The organism is Arthrobacter sp. UYNi723 (assembly GCF_054057635.1).
Genome location: NZ_JBSRZM010000010.1, coordinates 19,833 through 38,065, shown reverse-complemented (window position 1 = coordinate 38,065; position 18,233 = coordinate 19,833). Strand labels below are relative to the sequence as shown.

At 64.5% G+C, this 18,233-nt stretch carries 16 protein-coding genes; 12 read left to right on the top strand and 4 right to left on the bottom strand.

Annotated features, from left to right (window positions below):
* Window positions 1–2: 2 nt before the first annotated feature.
* On the top strand, window positions 3–785 hold the full coding sequence (locus ACVWY0_RS09830; RefSeq protein ID WP_485836536.1) for a 16S rRNA (uracil(1498)-N(3))-methyltransferase: 783 nt from the start codon (window positions 3–5) through the stop codon (window positions 783–785).
* Between the two features lie 21 nt (window positions 786–806).
* On the opposite strand, the gene ACVWY0_RS09825 is transcribed toward ACVWY0_RS09830, so the two are convergent.
* Window positions 807–1,763 (bottom strand): GerMN domain-containing protein, encoded by a 957-nt coding sequence (locus ACVWY0_RS09825; protein WP_485836535.1) that lies wholly within the window; start codon window positions 1,761–1,763, stop codon window positions 807–809.
* Window positions 1,764–2,133: 370 nt separating this feature from the next.
* Between ACVWY0_RS09825 and ACVWY0_RS09820 the strand changes: the two genes are divergently transcribed.
* From ACVWY0_RS09820 to ACVWY0_RS09800, 5 genes are all read left to right on the top strand, one after another.
* A complete protein-coding gene (locus ACVWY0_RS09820) occupies window positions 2,134–3,219 on the top strand; it encodes a PhoH family protein (RefSeq protein WP_485836534.1) in 1,086 nt (361 codons plus the stop codon).
* Window positions 3,216–3,689: an rRNA maturation RNase YbeY gene (ybeY, locus tag ACVWY0_RS09815; protein WP_160671087.1), complete on the top strand. Its 474-nt coding sequence runs from the start codon at window positions 3,216–3,218 to the stop codon at window positions 3,687–3,689. Before ACVWY0_RS09820 ends, ybeY begins: the two co-directional genes overlap by 4 nt.
* Window positions 3,686–5,017 (top strand): hemolysin family protein, encoded by a 1,332-nt coding sequence (locus ACVWY0_RS09810; protein WP_485836533.1) that lies wholly within the window; start codon window positions 3,686–3,688, stop codon window positions 5,015–5,017. Before ybeY ends, ACVWY0_RS09810 begins: the two co-directional genes overlap by 4 nt.
* Window positions 5,001–5,975: a GTPase Era gene (gene era, locus ACVWY0_RS09805; RefSeq protein WP_056340115.1), complete on the top strand. Its 975-nt coding sequence runs from the start codon at window positions 5,001–5,003 to the stop codon at window positions 5,973–5,975. Before ACVWY0_RS09810 ends, era begins: the two co-directional genes overlap by 17 nt.
* Window positions 5,976–6,075: 100 nt before the next feature.
* Entirely contained in the window at window positions 6,076–7,650 is a 1,575-nt protein-coding gene (locus ACVWY0_RS09800) for an LCP family protein (protein WP_485836532.1), read from the top strand.
* Between the two features lie 86 nt (window positions 7,651–7,736).
* Here ACVWY0_RS09800 and ACVWY0_RS09795 read toward each other — a convergent pair whose 3' ends face one another.
* Entirely contained in the window at window positions 7,737–9,689 is a 1,953-nt protein-coding gene (locus tag ACVWY0_RS09795) for a M13 family metallopeptidase (protein WP_485836531.1), read from the bottom strand.
* Between the two features lie 255 nt (window positions 9,690–9,944).
* Here ACVWY0_RS09795 and leuA point away from each other — a divergent pair, with 255 nt between their 5' ends.
* From leuA to ACVWY0_RS09780, 3 genes are all read left to right on the top strand, one after another.
* On the top strand, window positions 9,945–11,684 hold the full coding sequence (leuA, locus tag ACVWY0_RS09790; protein WP_485836530.1) for a 2-isopropylmalate synthase: 1,740 nt from the start codon (window positions 9,945–9,947) through the stop codon (window positions 11,682–11,684).
* A gap of 84 nt (window positions 11,685–11,768) precedes the next feature.
* Window positions 11,769–12,521, top strand: coding sequence for a DNA repair protein RecO (recO, locus tag ACVWY0_RS09785; RefSeq protein ID WP_485836529.1), 753 nt, complete (start codon window positions 11,769–11,771; stop codon window positions 12,519–12,521).
* A 2-nt stretch (window positions 12,522–12,523) separates the two neighbouring features.
* Window positions 12,524–13,354, top strand: coding sequence for an isoprenyl transferase (locus tag ACVWY0_RS09780; RefSeq protein WP_485836528.1), 831 nt, complete (start codon window positions 12,524–12,526; stop codon window positions 13,352–13,354).
* Here the strand turns inward: ACVWY0_RS09780 and ACVWY0_RS09775 are convergent.
* A complete protein-coding gene (locus tag ACVWY0_RS09775; RefSeq protein ID WP_485836527.1) occupies window positions 13,309–14,319 on the bottom strand; it encodes an alpha/beta hydrolase in 1,011 nt (336 codons plus the stop codon). The genes ACVWY0_RS09780 and ACVWY0_RS09775 overlap by 46 nt on opposite strands.
* 75 nt (window positions 14,320–14,394) lie before the next feature.
* Here ACVWY0_RS09775 and ACVWY0_RS09770 point away from each other — a divergent pair, with 75 nt between their 5' ends.
* Window positions 14,395–15,468 (top strand): quinone-dependent dihydroorotate dehydrogenase, encoded by a 1,074-nt coding sequence (locus ACVWY0_RS09770; RefSeq protein ID WP_485836526.1) that lies wholly within the window; start codon window positions 14,395–14,397, stop codon window positions 15,466–15,468.
* Window positions 15,469–15,555: 87 nt separating this feature from the next.
* Here ACVWY0_RS09770 and ACVWY0_RS09765 read toward each other — a convergent pair whose 3' ends face one another.
* Window positions 15,556–16,158 carry a DUF3043 domain-containing protein gene (locus tag ACVWY0_RS09765; protein WP_058932432.1) on the bottom strand — a complete coding sequence of 201 codons (603 nt, stop codon included), beginning with the start codon at window positions 16,156–16,158 and terminating at the stop codon, window positions 15,556–15,558.
* Between the two features lie 54 nt (window positions 16,159–16,212).
* On the opposite strand from ACVWY0_RS09765, the gene ACVWY0_RS09760 reads away from it, so the two are divergent.
* A complete protein-coding gene (locus ACVWY0_RS09760; protein ID WP_485836525.1) occupies window positions 16,213–17,658 on the top strand; it encodes a M20/M25/M40 family metallo-hydrolase in 1,446 nt (481 codons plus the stop codon).
* 184 nt (window positions 17,659–17,842) lie between these two features.
* Window positions 17,843–18,232 carry a HesB/IscA family protein gene (locus ACVWY0_RS09755; RefSeq protein WP_056340087.1) on the top strand — a complete coding sequence of 130 codons (390 nt, stop codon included), beginning with the start codon at window positions 17,843–17,845 and terminating at the stop codon, window positions 18,230–18,232.
* Window position 18,233: the final 1 nt, after the last annotated feature.

The following is an 18,233-nucleotide window of genomic DNA, read 5'->3' as shown; positions in this document are numbered from 1 at the left end:
CGGTGAGCAATCCCGTTTTCTTCAGCGGTGCCGGGTCGCTGGACAAGCTCGTGCCCGGTGCCCGTTTTGTCCTTCAAGGGCCGGAGGCACGCCACGCCGTGACCGTAAAACGGCTATCTCCCGGAGAAGCAGTGGACATTGCCGACGGCGCCGGAAGGCGGCTGACGGGAACTGTTGTCTCGGCGTCGCCCGCGGAGCTCACCGTGGAATGCTCCGCCCTCGTTGTGGAGGACCGGCCCGACATCCGGCTGGTGCTGGTGCAGGCCCTGGCCAAGGGGGACCGGGATGAACTGGCCGTGGAAACGGCAACCGAACTCGGGATTGATGCCGTAGTTCCCTGGCAGTCCGAGCGATCAATTGTCCGCTGGAAGGGTGAGCGCGCGGCCAAGGCCCACGCAAAATGGCAGTCCGTGGTCACTGCCGCCGCCAAGCAGGCACGCCGCGCCTGGATCCCCGAGGTGCGCGCCGCCGTCGAAACCCCTGGCCTTGCGGCGGCCGTGGCGGCAGCGGATCTGGCCGTAATCCTGCACGAAGACGCGGTCCGGCCGCTCCGGTCTGTCCTGGAATCATGGCAGGGCACCCAGGCTGACGCCGGGCCCCTGGAGATTCTGCTCATCGTTGGCCCGGAAGGCGGAATCAGTCCCCGCGAAATCACCCGGCTTTGCGACGCCGGCGCCGTGACGGCGCTCCTGGGACACCACGTCCTGAGGTCATCCACGGCCGGACCGGCAGCGGTTGTTCTGGCGAGCGACGTACTGGGACGCTGGACAGCCCCGGCATCCTGAGGCGGCCTGCTGCCCAGGCTGCTACCGGACGTTGAAGTTCCGCGTATCCACATTCAGCTCCTGGCCGCTGCCGGCCGCATCCACCTGCGAAACGCGGAGCTCGTAACTCCCGGCGGACAGGCTAAGGGCAAGCGTGAACACCCCGGACTGGGCGGCTTCGGCAGCTGCAGTGGTCTCCCCGGTCAGGTAGGGCGTCTTGTTCCCGTTCGCTTCGGCCCGCAGGATCTGCCAGCGGAGCTTACCGCCCGGAACGGTGCTGCGGCCGGTGATCTTGACGCTTCCGCCGGCCAGGTCAGTCCCTTCCTGCGGATCGATGATCCACACGGGCGCCACCATTCCGGCAGCTCGGGACATGGGGTCGCCAAGCTGGACGTGGTCGAAGGCGACGTAGTCGGTGTGGCTATCCACCAGGATCCTGACCTGGATCTGCTGGCCGGAATCGATCAGGCCGGAACTCGCAGCCGCTGCCGTAGCGGTAAAGACCAGCTGCTGAATGGCGCGGCCGGCCATGTCGGCGTCGAGATTGCTGTTAAAGGCATCCTCCGAGATGTCGACAGTAATGATGTTCTTGCCGGAGATGGACGAGGCGAGTTTCTCGGGATTCTGCCAGGGCGTGAAGAAATCCGGGTCCAGCGGCTTCTCGGACATCATGGCCCGCAGGGCGCGGGTCACTGGATTCTCCTGCTCCGGCACGTCCCGGAACTCCCGGTACAGGAACACGTTGCTGTTGCTTCGGCCAATCCAGTAGACCGGTGCCTTACTCGAGGACTGTGTTGTTTCCAGGGGCGCGCTGGTGGAAGGTGCCCCGGGGGAGCCGGTGGCGGCAGCGCTGGAGTTTGCCGTCAGGTTGGGCTCAGGGCTGGGGTCCGCGATACAACCGGTGAGAAGGAGGAATGCTGGCAGTAGGCCCAGGAGACGTTGCGGACGGAAACGTGGCGCGGCGCGCGTGGCACTGAGGGGGGTCGCTGTTTCCGGCACTCTCGTGGCCTGTCCTTTCCGGCTGTGAAATGGCGAGGCCTGGGCCCCGTGAGCCGGTCCCCGGACGGCTGTGATTTCCAGCATCGCATAGCCGGCTCCGCCAAAAGGACCGAATCCGGGCTGCCGGCCCAACTGCAACGGGAACGATATGAGCCCGATATGAAGTTGATACCTAATGACGCCAACCGTCCCGCAGTAAGCCGGTGACGGGCACCCTCGCCGGAGACCGCCTGACGCTGCCGGGAGGTGCCTCCTGGCGTAAGATGGAAGGACTCCGCTGGCTCCTGCGTGCTCGGCAACAGCCCCCACGCAGCAGCCGGCGCACTTAATTTTCGAACTGGAGGGGACCACGGGCCTGCGGGCCAGCACCATGACTGAATCAGCGAACGGAAAGCGCCGGCTCAATACTGAACGCGCCGCCGGAGAATTCCCCCATTCACTTCCCGGTGTTCGGACGGAGGTGGTTCTCTTTGACAACTCCGATCAGATGGTCCAATCGCTCGGCAGCCATGATGAGGCCTTGCGTTACATCGAAGAGCAGTTCCCGTCCGTCAACTTCCACGTCCGTGGAAACGAACTGTCCATGAGCGGCCCTGCCAACGAAGTTCCCCGCATCATGCGGCTGCTGCATGAAGTTCGCGGTCTCGTGGCCCGTGGCACAGTCATCAGCCCCGCGGTGTTGCAGCAGCTCGTCTCGTTGCTCCGCAGCCAGTCATTACAGAACCCTGTGGACGTCCTCACCCATGACATCCTCTCCAGCCGGGGGAAGACCATTCGGCCCAAGACCCTGAACCAGAAGAACTACGTGGACGCGATTGACGCGAACACGGTGATCTTCGGGATTGGCCCTGCAGGTACGGGCAAGACGTACCTCGCGATGGCCAAGGCTGTCCAGGCGCTGCAGCAGAAGGAAGTCAGCCGCATTATCCTGACCCGGCCCGCAGTCGAGGCCGGCGAACGGCTGGGATTCCTGCCGGGCACCCTGAGCGACAAGATCGATCCCTACCTGCGCCCGCTGTACGACGCGTTGCACGACATGATGGACCCCGAGGCCATCCCGCGCCTGATGGCCGCCGGGACCATCGAAGTGGCGCCGCTGGCTTACATGCGGGGGCGCACGCTCAACGACGCCTTCATCATCCTGGACGAAGCGCAGAACACCACACCGGCACAGATGAAGATGTTTCTTACGCGTTTGGGCTTCGGGTCCAAAATGGTGGTCACCGGAGACGTCACCCAGGTGGACCTTCCCTTCGACACACGCTCAGGTCTTCGGATCGTGGAGGAGATCCTGCAGGGAATCGAGGACGTGAACTTCACCGTCCTGGACTCCACTGACGTGGTCCGCCACCGTCTTGTGGGTGACATCGTGCGTGCCTACAGTCTCTGGGACGATCTCCAGCGGAACAAAGTGAAACACTCGGTGAGCCGGGAAAAGCGGGGGGAAAACGCGTGAGCATTGAGGTAAACAACGAATCCGGCATCCAGGTTGATGAAGCGGAGCTTGTGTCACTGTCCCGGTACGTTTTCGAACAGCTGTATATCCACCCGCAGGCTGAACTCTCCATCCTCCTGGTAGATGAACCAGCCATGGAAAAGCTCCACATCGAGCTTATGGACGAGCCGGGATCCACAGACGTGCTCTCGGTCCCCATGGACGAACTGACCCCCGGTACACCGGACCGGCCCACCCCGCAAGGGATGCTGGGTGACATTGCCGTGTGCCCCCAGGTGGCGCAGGTGCAGGCCGTCAACGCCGGGCACTCCCTGCAGGATGAAATGTTGCTCCTGACTACGCACGGGATCCTCCACCTGCTCGGCTATGACCATGCAGAGCCCGAGGAAAAGGAAGAGATGTTCGGCCTCCAGCGCCAGCTGCTTTCGGGCTTCACCGGCAAAGAAGCACCTGCCGAGACCACGCAGTGACGCCCCTGCTCCTTGTCGGCATGGCCCTGGCGTTCCTCGGTACCGCAGCACTCTTGACCGCAGCCGAGGCCGCATTCACGTTCCTTTCCAGGCATGACGCCGAAGACGCTCTGCTGAAAAGCCGCGGAAACGCCATGAAGCGCATCCTGGCCCAGCCGGTGGCGCACATCCGGGCCTTGCGGTTCTGGCGGGTCTGGTTCGAGATGGCTTCAGCCGTAGCGGTGGCCGTCCTGCTCCACAGCCTGCTGGACAACGTCTGGCTGGCCGGGCTGGCCGCCACCGGGATCATGGCCCTGCTCGGCTTCGTCATCGTCGGCGTTTCCCCGCGGCAGCTCGGCAGGCTCCATTCGGGCGCAGTCGTCCGCTCCACAGCACCGCTGATCAGGTACCTGACGTGGGTCCTCGGACCCATCCCGGGGTGGCTCGTGGCGCTGGGCAGTGCCGCCGCCCCCGGCGCTCCGGCGGGTGATGACGCGTTCTTCAGCGAACAGGAATTCCGGGAACTCGTGGACCGAGCATCCGAATCGGACATGATCGAAGACACCGAAGCTGAAATGATCCAATCAGTCTTTGACTTCGGGGACACCCTGGTGCGCGCCGTGATGGTGCCCCGGACGGATATCCTCAGCATCGACGCCGGCTCCAGCCTCAGGCGGGCCATGTCAATGTTCCTGCGGTCGGGCTATTCACGGATCCCGGTGATCCGCGACAACACGGACCAGATCCTCGGAATCGTGTACCTCAAGGACGTTGCGGCGACGCTCCATGAGCTCGGACCCGACGACGAACAGCCCCCGGTCGAAGCCCTGGCCCGCGAGGTCCGGTACGTCCCGGAGTCCAAGCCGGTGAGCGATCTGCTGCGGGAACTGCAGAAGGAGTCAACACACGTTGCCATCGTGATCGACGAATACGGCGGCACGGCCGGCCTTGTCACCCTCGAGGACCTCATCGAGGAAATTGTCGGCGAAATCGTGGACGAGTATGACACCGAAAGCGCCGAGGCCGTGGCCCTGGGCGGCGGTTCCTACCGGGTGAGCGCCCGGATGAGCATCGACGACCTCGGCGAACTGTTCGACATAGAGCTCGACGACGACGAGGTTGACACTGTGGGCGGGCTGCTGGCCAAGGCCCTGGGCCGCGTTCCCATTGTGGGCAGCCGCGTGGTGGTGGGCGGCATTTCGCTGCTCGCCGAACGGCTCGAGGGCCGCCGCAACCGCGTCAGCCACATCATTGCCTCAGCAGTACCAAAAGCAGACACTGACCTTGAAGACCTCCTCGACGAGGCGAAAGCAACCCAGCAGGGAGTTCCACGTGAGCAAGAAAAGTAATCGTCCGGCCAACCCGGATTCGGCCGCAAAAGACTTCGGCGGCTACAGGGCAGGCTTTGCGGTCCTCGTGGGGCGGCCTAACGCAGGAAAATCAACCCTGACGAACGCACTGGTGGGCCAGAAGGTGGCGATCACCTCCGCCAAGCCGCAGACCACGCGCCACACCATCCGGGGGATCGTGCACCGCGATGACGCCCAGCTGATCCTGGTGGATACCCCGGGCCTGCACCGCCCCCGCACTCTGCTGGGAAAGCGGCTGAACGAACTCGTTGCCGACACCCTCGCCGAAGTGGACGCGATCGGCTTTTGCCTGCCCGCCAACGAGAAAATCGGCCCGGGCGACAAGTACATCGCCGCCCAGCTCGCCGCCATCGGCAACAAGCCGGTCATCGCGATCGTCACCAAGGCGGACACAGTGGACCGGCAGGCGCTCACCGAGCAGTTGCTCGCCGTCGCAGCGCTGGGCCGTGATGTCATCGGCGAGGACGGCTGGAAGGACATCGTCCCGGTCTCCGCCACCGACGGCTTCCAGGTGGACACCCTCGCAGACGTCCTGATCAGCCACATGCCGGCGTCGCCGCCCCTTTATCCGGACGGTCACCTGACGGACGAGCCCGAAGCCGTGATGATCGCCGAGCTCATCCGGGAAGCTGCCCTCGAAGGCGTCCGCGACGAACTGCCCCACTCCCTAGCCGTCGTCGTCGATGAGATTGTTCCGCGTGAGGGCCGGCCCGAAGACAGACCCTTCCTCGACGTCCGGGTTAATCTCTATGTGGAACGTTCGTCCCAGAAAGCCATCATCATCGGCAAGGGCGGTGCACGGCTCCGGGAAGTCGGCACCAACGCACGCAAGGGGATCGAGGCGCTGCTCGGTGCCCGCATCTACCTTGACCTGCATGTGAAGGTGGCCAAGGACTGGCAGCGCGACCCGAAGCAGCTGGTCAAGCTCGGCTTCTGACGCTGCCCCTTTCGCTTTACCCGGCCGGTCGTCGGGAAGTTCCCAGACTGGGCAACTAAAATAGGCCGGATTCAATTTTTTCGAGGAAGGTACACCACACATGGGGCGAGGCCGCGACAATCGCGAGTACGGAGCTGACGCGTCAGCCGGGACCGGTCCGGTGTCCCGCCACGCTGATGCCACCGCCGTCGGCGTTGCCCGGCATCTCGGATCCCGGAGCCGGATGCCGGCCTGGCTGAAGGTGACCACTGCGGTGGTCACCATCCTGATGGTCGGCGGTCTTGGCTTCGCAGGCTACTGGTATTTGCGGTTTCAGTCGAACATCACCACGGCACCGCTGAACGCCGGTGGCGCGGCGAACCCATCGGACGACAAATCGGACCGGATGCAGATCCTGATCCTTGGCTCTGATACCAGGGACGGCGCCAACGCGGAGTACGGCGCCGTGGAGGACTCAACAGGTTACGGCAAATCCGACGTCATGATGCTGATGGACGTATCGGCCGACAACAAGCGCGTCAGCGTCATCAGCTTCCCCCGGGACCTGCTGGTCGATATTCCGGAGTGCACCGACCAGAAGACCAAGCGGACGTATCCTTCCCGCAGCGGTGTCATGATCAACGAGGCCATGAATGAAGCCGGCATCGGCTGCGCCGTAGACACTGTCAACAAGTTGACTGGCATGGAGATCGATCACTTCATGATGGCGGACTTCACCGCAGTGAAGGAACTCTCCAACACGGTGGGCGGCGTTGACGTGTGCATCAGTGACGCGGTCTATGATCCTGACTCCCGGCTGCGCCTGCCGAAGGGAACCTCCGCTGTTCAGGGCGAAATGGCTCTTGCCTTCCTGCGGACCCGTCATGCCTTTGCTGACGGCGGCGACCTGGGCCGGATCAGGGCACAGCAGGGATTCCTGTCCTCCCTCACGCGCAAGATCAAGGACGACGGCACACTGTCTGACCCCTCTAAGATGCTGACCATTGCCGATGTTGTGACCAAGAACCTCACGGTGGATGAGGGGCTGGCCTCCGTGCCGTCGCTCGTGAGTATCGGTAGCCGGCTCAAGGACATCGATATCAGCAAGGTGGCGTTTGTGGCCGTGCCCACCACGCCGGCAGTCACGGACATCAACCGCCTGCAGATTGCCGAGCCCGCAGGGTCCCAGCTCTTTGCGGCCCTCCGCGAGGACGTGGACCTCACGGATCCGACAGCACCCACCACGCCGTCCCCGGCGCCGACGGAAACAACAGCCACCCCAACAGAAACAGCCCCGGCGGTGCCGCCGTATGACAAGGCGCTGCAACCAGTCACCGTGGCCAACGGCAGCGGCGTCCCGGGACGCGCCCAGGAAATCGTGCAGGCGTTGATCAACGGTGGCTTCACCCAATCCGGGCCGTTTGAAGCCACGGCGGTGGCGCAGAGCGTCGTCTACTACGGTACGGAATTCGCCGACGTCGCAGCTGACGTGGCTGCGCTGCTGGGGATCCCGGCCGCGCAGGTCCAGCTGGCACCTCGCGTCGCGGGAGTCCAGGTCTACCTTGGAACTGACTTCACCACCGGGGCAACCTACGGAGCCGGTGCTGGTGGCGCCCTGCCCGAGGACATCGTCAACCAGACAGCCGGCGATACCGTGTGCCAGCAGGCCAACCCTGTGCTGATCGTCCAGGACTGACGGCCGCACCACAGAAGACAGCACCACAGTAGACACACAAGAGGCGGGGCCAGACGGCCCCGCCGCTTGTGTGTCCTGGAGGGTGATTACCAGATACTGACGCGAGCGTCCTGCGGCATCCACATGCCATCCTGGTCGGTCACGCCAAAGGCCTCGTGGAACGCGTCCAGGTTCTTGGCGATGGCGTTGGTCCTGAACTCGTTGGGGGAGTGGGGATCCGTCGCGAGCCTCCTGATGGCCTCTTCCGACCGGATCACCTGCCGCCAGCCGGCCGCCCAGGACGCGAAGAACCGCTGCTGCCCCGTCAGCCCGTCCAGCACCTCGGGTTCCCTGCCGTCGAGGCTGAGGAGGTAGGCCTTGTACGCGATGGTCAGGCCACCCAGGTCGCCGATGTTTTCCCCGAGCGTCAGCTTGCCGTTGACGTTGTGCCCTGGCGCGGCATACGGCGACAACGCGTCGTACTGTGCCACCAGCTTGGCCGTGAGTTCCTCAAAGGCCTTCCGGTCATCCTCGGTCCACCAGTTCCGCAGGGCGCCGCCGCCGTCGAACTGCGACCCCTGGTCATCAAAACCGTGGCCGATCTCGTGGCCAATCACCGCTCCGATGCCACCGTAGTTAACGGCGTCGTCGGCGTCGGCTGTGAAGAACGGTGGCTGCAGGATAGCGGCCGGGAAGACGATCTCGTTCAGCATCGGATGGTAGTACGCGTTGACCGTCTGCGGTGTCATGAGCCACTTGTTGAGGTCCACCGGTTTGCCCACCTCATCCAGGTGGCGGTCGACGTCGGCATTGTGGGCCCGCTCAACGTTCCCCAGAAGGTCCAGCGGGTCGATTTCCACAGCGGAGTAATCGATCCACTTGTCGGGGTAGCCGATCTTGGCGCGGAAGGCCTCCAGTTTCCGCAGCGCCTCGGCCTTTGTTTCCTCACCCATCCAGGCAAGACTGGTGATGGACTGCCGGTAGGCCTCGATCAGGTTGGCCACCAGGGTCTGCATGCGGGCTTTGTGGGTTTCGGGGAAGTGCTTCGAGACGTAGATCTGCCCAACGGCCTCACCGAGTGCGGCTTCCACGACGGCGACGGCCCGCTTCCAGCGGTCCTTGTTCCGGGGCGTGCCGCTGATGGTTGTTCCGTAGAAGGCAAAGTTGGCATCCACGAACTCGGAGGACAGGTAGGGCGCAGCGCTGTTGACGACGCGCAGGGCCAGCCACTCCTGCCAGACGGAGAGCGGTTCGGACTTCAGGAGGCCGGCGGCCCCACTGAAGAAGTCCGGGGTGCTGACTACGATCTCGCTGCGCTTGTCGGCGTCGATCCCGGCTGCTTCGAACCACGTGTTAAGGAGCGGGAACAGCACGGCTGCTTCCTCAGCGGACTTGAGGTTATAGGTCTTCTGCGGGTCGCGCAGGGTGACGTTGTCCCAGTGGTGGGATGCGAGGCTGGTTTCGAGGGCAACGACGCGTGCGGCCGCAGGCTCCGGATCGGCCACTCCGGCCAGCGTGAACATGGTCCTGACATGCTCGCCATAGGCCTTGACCATGGGGGCGAACTTCTCTTCCCGGTAGTAGGACTCGTCCGGCAGTCCCAGGCCGCCCTGGCCGGTGTAGAGCAGGATGCGGTCCGGGTTGCCAGCGTCCGGAGCCGGGTAGATGTAGAAGAGCCCGGACACGTCTGACCGGAACAGCCGCCCGGCCAGGGCTACGAGATCGGCAACCGTGGTTGTGGCAAAAACCTCGGCAAGCCGCCGGCGGATGGGCTCCATGCCTTTGGCCTCCACAGTGGCTTCGTCCATGAAGCTGTTGTAGAGCTCGCCCACCTTACGTTCTATCCCGCTGGCGGCTTCACCCTTGGCGGCTGCTTCCTCGATGATGTCCCGGACCGCGATCTCCGCTCCGTCGCGCAGCGCGGTGAAGGTTCCTTCGAGTGGCCGGTCATCCGGAATTTCCGTGGCCTTGAGCCAGGACCCGTTCACGTGCTGGTACAGGTCATCCTGCGGCCTGACGGTGTGGTCAATGTTGGACAGATCGATCCCCGAGATGGGCACAGATGCTCCTTCGTGTGACGTGCCGCGGCCGGCGCTGGCACCGGCGCGGCGTCTGCATGTTGGACGATAAGGACGGTGGCGCCCTCTCATCTTACGCACGCGTGCTACCCTCAAATGGTGCGCGCAGAGCTCCTCCTTCTTAGCTGCCGCGGCGAGGCCTCAGACGCGATCTAGCGCAAGGCCTATCCTCGTCGCGGAGTTTGTGTTGCCCGGCCACCCTTTCAGATTTGAACCACAGAAAAGGCCCCGATAGTAATGCGAAACGCACAGAAGCCCTCCGGAATGCCCGTCCACCGCTACACGCCGTTCCAGGATCAGATCACCGTTGAACTGCCTGACCGCACGTGGCCGGACAAGGTCATCGCCAAGGCCCCGCGCTGGTGCGCCGTGGACCTGCGGGACGGCAACCAGGCGCTGATCGACCCGATGAGCCCCGCCCGCAAAATGAAGATGTTCGATCTGCTGGTCCGCATGGGCTACAAGGAAATTGAAGTCGGCTTCCCGTCTGCTTCGCAGACCGATTTCGACTTTGTCCGTCAGCTCATCGTCGGAAACCACATCCCGGACGACGTCACCATCCAGGTCCTCACCCAGGCACGCGAGCACCTGATCGAACGGACCTATGAGTCCTTGGTCGGCGCCAAGCAGGCGATCGTCCACCTGTACAACTCAACGTCCGTCCTGCAGCGCCGCGTGGTGTTCAACCAGGATCAGGACGGCATCCTCGACATCGCGCTCCAGGGCGCCCGGCTGTGCAAGAAGTACGAGGAAACCCTCGTGGACACGCACATCACCTATGAATACTCGCCGGAGTCGTTCACCGGAACCGAACTGGACTACGCCGTCAGGGTCTGCAACGCCATCGCCGACGTCTTCGAAGCATCCGCCGACAGCCAGGTCATCATCAACCTGCCCGCCACGGTGGAAATGGCCACTCCGAACGTTTACGCCGATTCCATTGAGTGGATGAGCCGGAACCTGCACCCGCGGGAAGGCATCATCCTGTCCCTGCACCCGCACAATGACCGGGGCACCGGCGTGGCCGCCGCCGAACTGGGGTACCTGGCCGGCGCGGACCGGATTGAGGGCTGCCTGTTCGGCAACGGCGAGCGGACCGGCAACGTGGACCTCGTCACCCTGGGCCTGAACATGTTCGTCCAGGGCATCGATCCCATGATCGACTTCTCCGACATCGACGAGATCCGGCGCACCGTGGAGTACTGCAACCAGCTCCCCGTCGCCGAGCGTTCCCCGTACGGCGGCGACCTCGTCTTCACCGCTTTCTCAGGCTCGCACCAGGACGCCATCAAGAAGGGCTTCGAGGCGCTCGAGAAGGATGCCGCCGCCGCCGGCAAGGACGTCGCGGACTTCACCTGGCAGGTCCCGTACCTGCCCGTTGACCCTAAGGACCTGGGCCGCAGCTACGAGGCCGTCATCCGCGTCAACTCGCAGTCCGGCAAGGGTGGCGTGGCCTACCTGCTCAAGAACGAACACAGCCTGGACCTGCCCCGCCGTGCCCAGATGGAATTCTCCGGCGTGATCCAGAAGAAGACCGATACCGTGGGCGGCGAAGTCAGTGGCGCCCAGTTGTGGCAGCACTTCCAGGACGAGTACCTGCCCTCCAGCCAGGCGGAGGGCCAGTGGGGCCGTTACTCACTTGGTTCCGTCAGCACCGAAACCGATGACGACGGCGGGATGACCTTGCACGCCTCGCTCACCGTTGATGGTGTCCAGGCCCGTCGCACGGGCACCGGAAACGGGCCCATCGCCGCCCTGTTGAGCATCCTGCGCGAGGACGGCGTGGATGTCCGGGTGCTGGACTACAGCGAGCATGCCCTTTCGGAAGGCGGCAGCGCGATGGCCGCAGCCTACGTCGAGTGTGCCGTAGGGGAGCGCGTCCTGTGGGGCGTCGGTATTGATGCCAACACCAGCATGTCCTCGCTCAAGGCCGTCATTTCCGCAGTCAACCGTGCCATCCGGGATTCCCGCGCCTGATTCGGAACACGTTGCGCGCCGGGATTCCCGGCGCGCAACGCACCGGCATTGCCGGCTTTCCGGAACTCAGTGCGAAGATTAACCGTGGTCCACCAATCCTTTGCTGCCCGGTCCTACCGGGATGACGCCGTGGTGCTCCGTACCCACAAGCTGGGCGAAGCTGACCGCATCATCACACTGCTGACCAAGCACCACGGCCAGATCCGCGCGGTCGCCAAGGGAGTGCGGCGGACCAGCAGCAAGTTTGGGGCCCGGCTGGAGCCGTTTATGGTTGCGGACCTGCAGTTGGTCTCCGGAAAGACACTGGACATCGTCACCCAGGCTGTCGCCAAGGGCGCGTACGGCAGCAACATCGCCGCAGACTATGGCCGCTATACGGTTGCCGCTGCCATGACCGAAACTGCGGAAAAACTGACCGACGTCGACGGCGAAGCCGGCACCGCCCAGTACAACCTGCTGGTGGGGGCGCTGGCCTCGCTGTCCCGGGCCGAGCACGCGCCCGGGCTGATCCTCGATTCGTATCTCCTGCGGGCCCTCGCCACCGGCGGCTGGGCTCCGAGTTTTACCGACTGCGCCCGCTGCGGCCGGCCCGGCCCCCATACGGCGTTTTCGGCTCCGCTCGGCGGCATGGTCTGCGCTGACTGCAGGCCACCCGGTTCGCCTGCGCCGGCGGCGGAAACCGTCTTTCTCTTGGGCGCCCTGCTGACCGGGGACTGGACGACGGCGGATGGTTCGCAGGTGCCGCATCGCCGGGAAGCTGCGGGGCTGGTGGCCGTCTACCTGCAATGGCACCTTGAACGTGTCCTGAAATCCCTCAAACATGTGGAGCGTGGCTGACTGTGGCCTTGGGAAAAAAGAAGAGTCCTTCGCGGCAGCGGACCACCCCTGTGGTGGCACCGTATCCGCACCCGTCCGGCGCGGTTGCCCCGGCGATCCCCGCCGAATTCGTCCCCCGCCATGTCGCTATTGTGATGGACGGCAACGGCCGTTGGGCCAACCAGCGGGGCCTGCCGCGGATCGAGGGACACAAAGCCGGCGAGCCCGCGCTGCTGGACGTGATGGCGGGCGCTATCGAACTAGGCATCGAATACGTGAGCGTCTATGCGTTTTCCACCGAGAACTGGCGCCGGTCACCCGAAGAAGTCCGCTTCCTGATGGGTTTTAACAAGGATGTGCTACGAAGGCAGCGGAACCAGCTGGACGACTGGGGTGTCCGTGTACGGTGGTCCGGCCGGCGTCCCAGGCTGTGGGGCTCGGTGATCCGCGAACTGGAAGAGGCTGAGGAATTTACCGCGGGCAACAGCACGTGCACGTTGAACATGTGTGTTAATTACGGCGGACGGGCGGAAATCACGGACGCCGTATCGGCTATCGCCGCCGAGGTTGCCGCAGGCCGGCTCAAACCCGGGGCCATCACCGAGAAAACCATCCAGAAGTACCTGGACGAACCGGACCTGCCGGACGTGGACCTGTTCCTGCGGAGCTCGGGGGAGCAGCGGCTCTCCAATTTCCTACTCTGGCAGTCGGCATATGCCGAGTTCGTCTTTATGGACACGCTGTGGCCCGACGTCGACCGGCGGACCCTGTGGGACGCCGTCGAAATCTACGCCCAGCGGGACCGGCGCTACGGCGGCGCCGTCGACGCCGCGCCGGGTTCAGCCGTACCGTAACCCCGGAGCCAGCGGGCGAGCCGCGCATAGGCGTCTGCCCGCACTTTGGCAGGGGAGAGGAAGACGTCGTGGAGCGCGCCGTCTATCCGTTCCACCGTGACGCTGCGCCCCAGTGTCAGGGCGCGGAGGGCGATGATGTTGACGTCCAGTACTGCGTCGGTACGCCGCATTTCCTCGGACCAGAACGGCCCGGTGGCGCTTCCCCGGGACAGCAGCACCAGGATGGGTATGTCGATGTCCAGGCCACGGGCCACCTTGGTGTGGCCGGCCAGGATGGCGCTGAGCCAGCCTGCGCGGAGCGGAAATGCCATGGGCGGACGGAACCTGTCGTCAAGCGGCCACTCGCCGTCGGCTGAACTGCTGATGGTCCGCCAATAGAACCCCCGCTCGGGCAGCCGCAGGACAGCCTCCGGCCGGAACCGCGCCACGGGTCCCACCATCGTGGACGCAGCACGGCGGACCAGCGAGCTGCCGTGCATCTCTAGCCAGGGGCTGTTTAACACCAGCTGGGAGGCCGCTCCGGGGTGGTTGCTGACCCAGAGGGCGGCCACCAGGCCTCCGGTGGAGTGGCCCATCAGCGTGAGGGAGGCTTTGGCTTCCAGTTCCGGCGTGTGCGTGTCGGCCCGGATGATGGCGATGGCCGCTTCGATCTCGGCGTCATAGTCCGCCAGGTTCGCCACGTAGCCGCCCGGCGTTTCCGGGCGCAGGCTGCGGCCGTGGTTGTGCATGTCGAGGGCGTAGAACTCGTAGCCGCTGTGTGTCCAAAACTGCGCCAGGTCCACATTGAAGAAGTAGTCGCTCCAACCATGGAGGAACAGCACTGTCCGGCGCCGGCGGGTGGCTGCCGGTTCCTTCGCCGGACGGAAGCGCACCAGCGTGGCGGTGCGCTGGACGCCGTCTTCGCCCCCGGCCTCGAAGGTGCAGGCTTCGAAGCCAGCACCGAGGATATCTGGCTGCCACCTCATGGCTTTATGCTAGCCGGAGCCGCATGTATGGCGGCCCGGTTTGGTCTGGACCGTCCGAGACGGAAAACTAGAGCCATGCGCGTATATCCGACATTCTTCAGGCTGGCCTTTTCTTGGATGGACGCGGAACGCGCCCACAAGATCGGATTCAAGGGAATCAAACTTGCCCATACTTCCGGCGCAGGACGGCTGCTGCACCGGTTCACGGCACCCGGGGCCTCACTGCAGACTTCTGCCTTTGGGCTGACCTTCCCATCCCCGTTCGGTCTCGCAGCCGGGTTCGACAAGGAGGGATTCGGCATCGAGGCCCTCACCGAACTTGGCTTTGGCCATGTCGAAGTAGGGACCATCACCGGGCAGGCGCAGCCGGGCAACGAGAAGCCGCGCCTTTTCAGGCTGATCGAGGACCGGGCTGTCATTAACCGGATGGGGTTCAACAACGATGGCGCGGCCGCCGTCGAACCGCGCCTCAAAGCGGCACGCGCCGCCCTGCAGCGCAGGCACCCCGACGTGCGCCCCGTGATCGGGGTGAACATCGGCAAGAGCAAGGTGGTGGAACTCGACGACGCCGTGGCCGATTACCTGATCAGCGCCCGGAGCCTGGCGCCGGCCGCGGACTACTTGGTGGTCAATGTCAGCTCACCCAACACGCCCGGGCTGCGCCTTCTCCAGGATGTCCAGGCACTCCGCCCGCTGCTGACCGCGGTGGGGGACGAGGCGGACAAGGCGGCAGGCCGGCACGTCCCGCTGCTGGTCAAGATCGCACCGGACCTCAGCGATGAGGACATCGACGACGTCGCCAAGCTGGCCCTGGACCTTAAGCTGGACGGCATTATCGCCACCAACACCACGATCGGGCGCGAGGGGCTGGCGTCGCCGGCTGCGAAAGTGGTCGAATGCGGCGCTGGGGGCCTGTCCGGGGCACCGCTGAAGCAGCGTTCCTTGGAAGTCCTTCGCCGGCTCAAGGAGGCCACCGGGGGCGCGATCACGCTGGTGGCCGTCGGCGGCGTCGAGACGGCGAAGGACGTCCAGGACCGTCTGGATGCCGGGGCCACGCTGGTCCAGGGCTACACGGCTTTCCTGTACGAGGGGCCGTTCTGGGCGGCGCGGATCAACCGCGACCTGGCGAAAGCGCGACGCAACCGCTGACTCACACAACAAAACCCCGGTGGTTGGACCACCGGGGTTTTCGTTGTTTAAGGGAGGAGTGCTGCCGGGTCTGGCCCGGCCTGCACGTCAGGACGGGTATTGGCCGCGCTTCACGAGCGGCTTGGGCAGGCGCAGCTTGCGGAACTGCAGGGACCGCATCGAGCCGTACCAAACCGTGCCACGCTCAACCCCGCCGAACTTCTCGGTCAGCTTCTTGCGGAGCTGCCTGGACAGAATGAACACATCCACAAACACGGCCAGGAACATCACCCAAAAACCGCCCAGGACATAAACCATCTGCTCGCTGGAAGCCGGAACAATGAGGGAAATGATGACAAATACCAGGGCGCCGAACATGAGGTATTCGCCCAGGCTGAAGCGCGCATCCACGTAGTCGCGGGCATAACGCTTCTGCGGACCCTTGTCGCGCAAGGGCAGGAACTTCTCATCACCTGTATCGAGCGCCTGGCGCATTTTGGTCCGCTGGTCCTGGATGGCCTGGCGCTCAGCCGCCTTGGACGCCTTGCGGTCCTCCGGCACCAGGGGCCGTTTGCGGGCAGCTTCCTGGGCTTTGCGCTTGGGCGTGGGCGCACCCTTGCCCAACGCGGCATCCTGCCGGGCTGCCGCTTCAGCGGCCTGCTGGTCTATTGATTGCTGCGCCGTTGGCGCTTCCTTTTTACGTCCGAACACGTGAACAGAATACCTTGCGGCCCAAGGAGATTCGGCGCGGGTATTGTGATCGCCATGACTCCCACTCCAGTAGCCAGTCTGTCCGACGCCAACACCCCCGGCTCCGGTCACCCTGCCCCGGCCATCGACGCGGACAGACTCAGGCTGTCCGTCGCAGGTTCCTTCGACACAACCCTCGACCGGCTCAAGGAACTTGTGGCCATTCCCGGCATCGCCTGGCCGAGTTTCGATCCTGCCCCCTTGGAAGCCAGCGCGCAGGCCGTAGCGGAACTGTTGCGTGCCGCCGGCGTTGCGGATGTCCATGTCCTGCGCAGTAACAAGGACGACGGCACCCCCGGCGGCCCTGCCGTCGTCGCACGCCGACAGGCGGCCGAAGGAAAGCCGACCATTCTGCTGTACGCCCACCACGACGTCCAGCCGACGGGGGACCCGGCACTGTGGGAAACGGAGCCTTTCGCCGCCGTCGAACGGGACGGCAGGTTGTACGGCCGTGGCGCTGCTGACGACAAGGCCGGGATCATGGCCCATGTGGCCGCCTATGCTGCAGCGACCGAAGTTCTGGGCACGCAATTCGGCCTTGGCGTGACGTTCTTTTTCGAAGGGGAAGAGGAAGCTGGTTCTCCCACCTTCCGTTCGTTCCTGGAAACGCACCGGGAACTGCTGAGGGCCGATGTGATCGTGGTGGCCGACTCCAGCAACTGGAAGGTGGGCATTCCCGCCCTGACCACCAGCCTGCGCGGCCTTGTGGACGGAACCATTGAAGTTCAGGTGCTGGAGCATGCTGTCCACTCGGGCATGTTCGGCGGTCCCGTGCTGGACGCGCCGACCCTGCTGTCCCGTTTGATTGCTACCCTGCACGACGCAGACGGCAACGTGGCCATCGAAGGCCTCGTATCAAATGACAACGTCGGCGTGGAGCTCACCGAAGAGGAATACCGTGCGGATTCCTCAGTTCTCGACGGCGTCCAGCTCGCCGGCACGGGAAGCATCGCCGCACGGCTGTGGACCAAGCCCGCGCTGTCCATCATCGGCTTCGATGCGCCCGCCGTGGACGTGGCCTCGAACACGCTCCTGCCGCGGGCGCGTGCCAAGTTCAGCCTGCGCCTGGCGCCCGGCCAGGATCCGGCGGCAGCGATGGAAGCCGTTCAACGCCACGTCCAGGCCAATGCGCCCTTTAGGGCAAAGGTGGTGTTCACTCCCGGGGAAAGCGGAAAGTCTTTCCTCGCTGATACATCCTCAAAGGCAGCGAAGTTCGCAATGTGGGCGCTGGGGGAGGCCTGGGGTGTTCCCGCGGTGGAGATGGGGATCGGCGGGTCAATTCCGTTTATCGCGGACCTGATGGACGTTTATCCGGACGTCCAGATCCTCGTGACCGGTGTTGAGGATCCCGATTCCCGTGCCCACAGTGCCAACGAGTCCCTTCACATTGGTGATTTCAAGAACGCTGTGGTCGCCGAGGCGCTGCTGCTCGCCCGGCTGAACGCAGAAGGCCTGGCCTGAATCCCATGCCCCTCTGATGCCGGCATTCCTCCACCATCGGGAACAATCAGCGAACAGGCTTGGTTACGTCAGGAGTTAGAGCTACAGGGCTGACCGAAGTAGCATGTAGCTATAGCCCGTACCGTATCCGTAGGGGCAGGCGCCGCTGACGCGGGGCCGCCAGGACCGTCCTAAGGTAGGCCAAATGAGCACCGCAACCAACGAGAACATCACCGAGACCACCAGCGCTGCCAGCGATGAACTGGCTGCACACGAGGTCAAACTGACCGACGTCGCAGCAGGCAAGGTGCGCAGCCTCCTGGAGCAGGAAGGCCGGACCGATCTCCGCCTCCGCGTTGCCGTCCAGCCCGGCGGCTGCTCCGGCCTCATTTACCAGCTGTACTTCGACGAGCGCCTCCTCGATGGAGATGCCGTCCGCGACTATGACGGCGTCGAAGTTGTGGTGGACAAGATGAGCGTGCCGTACCTCAGCGGTGCCAGCATCGACTTCGAGGACACCATCTCCAAGCAGGGCTTCACCATCGACAACCCCAACGCCGGTGGCTCCTGCGCCTGTGGTGATTCGTTCCACTGAC